3 protein-coding genes and 1 tRNA gene are annotated in these 3,293 nt (G+C 63.0%); 2 read left to right on the forward strand and 2 right to left on the reverse strand.

Going from position 1 to position 3,293, the window contains the following annotated elements:
• Positions 1–625 precede the first annotated feature (625 nt).
• Entirely contained in the window at positions 626–1,015 is a 390-nt protein-coding gene (gene trxA, locus V5A53_RS13965; RefSeq protein ID WP_332314226.1) for a thioredoxin, read from the reverse strand.
• A 139-nt stretch (positions 1,016–1,154) separates the two neighbouring features.
• On the opposite strand from trxA, the gene V5A53_RS13970 reads away from it, so the two are divergent.
• Positions 1,155–1,448 carry a PRC-barrel domain-containing protein gene (locus V5A53_RS13970; protein ID WP_332314227.1) on the forward strand — a complete coding sequence of 98 codons (294 nt, stop codon included), beginning with the start codon at positions 1,155–1,157 and terminating at the stop codon, positions 1,446–1,448.
• Here V5A53_RS13970 and V5A53_RS13975 read toward each other — a convergent pair.
• Positions 1,445–2,905 (reverse strand): DHH family phosphoesterase, encoded by a 1,461-nt coding sequence (locus V5A53_RS13975; protein WP_332314228.1) that lies wholly within the window; start codon positions 2,903–2,905, stop codon positions 1,445–1,447. The two genes, V5A53_RS13970 and V5A53_RS13975, sit on opposite strands and share 4 nt — an antisense overlap.
• Before the next feature lie 123 nt (positions 2,906–3,028).
• On the opposite strand from V5A53_RS13975, the gene V5A53_RS13980 reads away from it, so the two are divergent.
• A tRNA-Lys gene (locus V5A53_RS13980) sits at positions 3,029–3,102 on the forward strand.
• Positions 3,103–3,293: the final 191 nt, after the last annotated feature.

The raw sequence follows: 3,293 nt of genomic DNA on the forward strand, positions 1-3,293 counted from the left end.
CCGCCGAGAGCCTATTCGATCCAGCAGCGACGAGCCGGATCGTCGTCCTCTGGATTCTCACGCCGTCGATATCGGTCGTTGGATCGTACCTCCTCTTTCTCATCCTGCTGTAAGCCAGCGGACGGGGTGGTACTCACACTGCAGTGCTCGGCTCGATTCGGCGTATCACGAAGACCACCGTTCAGGGGCCAGCAGCCACAGAATTATCACCCTACCAGCCATACAGGTGTGTGGAGTCCATCGGACTCCGTAGTGTCACACGGGGGTCACTCCCCCATCTGTCTGTGGAGCGGCGGCAGGTTTTCGGCGAGTTTTCGGACGGCTTCGGGCGTCTCCAGTTCCGACCCCGGTAGCGTCCAGACCGGACAGCCACGCTCGACGGTCACGCGGTGTGATCCAGGGTGCCGAAAGCGCCCGCGGCCAGCTCGTCGGCCGGCTGCGCGACGAGCACCAGCCCATCGGTCCGGTCGTGTGCCCGCCGGACCGCGTCGTCGATCATCTCGTTCCCGTTTCGTAAACAACGGCTTCCAACCCAGTTGACAATACGATAGATATACCGGAGTTAGGCACCCGGAACCCGGAAAATCAGCTAAGCGCGCTGATGAACCCGGAAAAGGCCCCGATTTCAGGCGTGGGCTTCGATCTTCTGGACGAGCGTCGGTTTGTCCTGCACGCCGACCATCCGGTCGACGGTTTCGCCGTCGACGAACAGGTACAGCGTCGGAACACCCTGAACCTGGTACTCGCGGGCGAGGTTCTGGAGCGCGTCGATATCGACCTTTGCGACGGCCGCGTCGGTCTCGGCGGCGATTTCCTCAACGGTCGGTTCGAGCATCTTGCAGGGGCCACACCAGTCGGCGTAGAAGTCCACGAGGACGACGTGGTTGTCTTCGAGTACCTCTTCGAGGTGGGCCACGCTGTCGATATGAACCGGCTCGTCCGGCGTCCCGGCGCGAGCCATCAGCTCCTCCTTTTTCTGTTCGCGAATATCGTCGATGTCCTCTGCGTCGCTCATGAATCCGGATAGTGGATAATCGACGTTAACTCCTTCGGGCAGGTGCACGGGGGACACACAGGAAGTGTTCCATTCCAACGGCCGCCCAGGGAGGCTGGCGACCGCCAACAGTTAAGGGCTGGCCACTCCACCGCCCGCTATGGAACCGGAGTCCGTCCCGCAGGAGATCACCACGCTCGTGGGCCGAGAGGTGTACTCGAACAACGGCGTCTTCGTCGGCGAAGTCGAGGACATCCAACTCGACGTCGACCAGGAACTCGTCACCGGCCTCGCGCTGGGCGAGGTCAACCGCGAGTTGTTCGACGCACGCGTCGGCAAATCGAACGGCGTCATCATCCCCTACCGGTGGGTCCGCGCCGTCGGCGATATCGTCCTCGTCAACGATATCGTCGAGCGGCTACGGCAACCGGACGAAGAAGAGGCGCCCGCCTAACTCCCGTTCGAACTCTCGCCGCCACTGCTGCCGCCCTCGACGCCGAGTGCCTCGAACAGCTTCGAGCGAACCGCTTCTTCGGTCAACTGCAGCAGCGTCTCGCGGTTGTCGCCCGTTATCTCCAGTCCCGTGAAGATGCCGAGCGGTATCTCCGCGGAGGCGTCCGTCGAGTGACCGACGACCTCGCCGATCTCGTCGAAAGCCTCCTGTAGCACGTTGCCGATGTTCATCCGGATGTCCTTCGACCGGGCCGCCAGATAGATGGTGTCGTCGGCGATGGCGAAGACGGCGGAGGTGGTGATACCTTCGAGATTCAGGAGGTGTTGAGCGGCCTGCGAGAGGGCGTCGCGGTCGCGGATGAATCCCGCGTTCGAGACGAGGTGGCTGCCCTTCACTTCGCGGTTCCGGATGGCTTCGGCGAGCACGTCCAGCGTCTCGGGGCTCATCGACGGCGATTCAACCTGTTCGAGCGTGTCGTGATTGGCGAACGGATAGAGGTAGGCCGCCGCCGTCAGGTCCGCAGGCGTCGTATCCCGCTTGAAATCAAGCGTCTCCGCGCGAATCCCGTAGAGCAGCGCCGTTGCGACCTCCTCCGAGAGGCTGAGGTCGAACTCCTGGATGTACTTCGTCAGAATGGTCGACGTCGAGGAGACGTTCGGCCGGATGTCGGTGAACTCGGCGTCGTACTCGACTTCGGATTCGAAGTGGTCGATGAAGATGTCGACGTCGCGGTCGACGACCGGTTCGGAGGCCTTCGCACAGTCGACCAGCGCGATGGTGTCGTAGCTGGCGAGGTCGGCCTCCGAAAACGGCGTCAACTCGATACCGAGCAGGTTGACGAACGCGCGGTTCTCCTGGTGGCCGATCTCGCCGCGATAGAGGATGTCGGCCTCGACGTCGTGGGCCTCGGCGATGGCCTTCAGCGCGACGGCCGACGCGATGGAGTCCGGTCCCGGCGACCGATGGGCGAGAATCGCGAGTTCGTCGGCCCCGTCGAGTACGTCCGCCAGTTGGGCGGCCTTGTATTCGAGTTCACCCTGTTCGAGCGCGCGTAGCGCCGAATCCGCGATGACCGCCGAGGGGTTGATGACGACGTCGGCACCCGCATCCGAGAGTTCGTCGGCGGTGACGGGGTCGGAGGCCCGGACGATGATGAATTGGTCCTCCCCGCGTGCGCGGATGTTTTCGAGTGCCTGCTTGTTCGCCTCGACGTTCGGCGAGAGGATGAGGACGACGTCGCGGTCGGCGACCGCCTCGGCGACCGTCTCCTCGGAGATGTCCGCGGTGCGTGCATCGAGGTCCTGGTCCCGAAGCGCCTCGACGCGGCCCTCGTCGCGGTCCAGAATGAGGACGTTCTTCTCCTCGGCGACGAGTTCCTCGGCGACGGCGTGGCCGACGCTGCCACAACCGAGAATGGCGTACGTCGACATAGAAGCCATCGAGATGGCGCTGCTCATTGTGGCCGTGGCGAGGGCCGCTGCGTACTTAATATGTCCGTACTGTCCGAACCGTGCGACGGCATCCCGATGGACGACCGGAACGCAACCTATTTGAATGAACCGTGGGTATCATGACTCGCAGGGCCGATAGCTCAGTCAGGGAGAGCGACGGCCTCTTAAGCCGTCGGTCGAGGGTTCAAATCCCTCTCGGCCCGCTTTCTGTGACGAACAACACGCCGAGCAGCGCCGAGCGACAGCGAGGCCTGCTCGGCACTACGTGAATCACGAAACGGCAGGGGGTTTGAACCACGGTCGGAGCAAAGCTCCTCCCTGATTCAAATCCCTTTCGGCCCAGTTTTCCGTATAATCAAGCATACGCCGAGCGACAGCGAGGCGTTTCGCCGGA

This window comes from Natronomonas sp. (assembly GCF_036625485.1).
Classification (GTDB): Archaea; Halobacteriota; Halobacteria; order Halobacteriales; family Haloarculaceae; genus Natronomonas.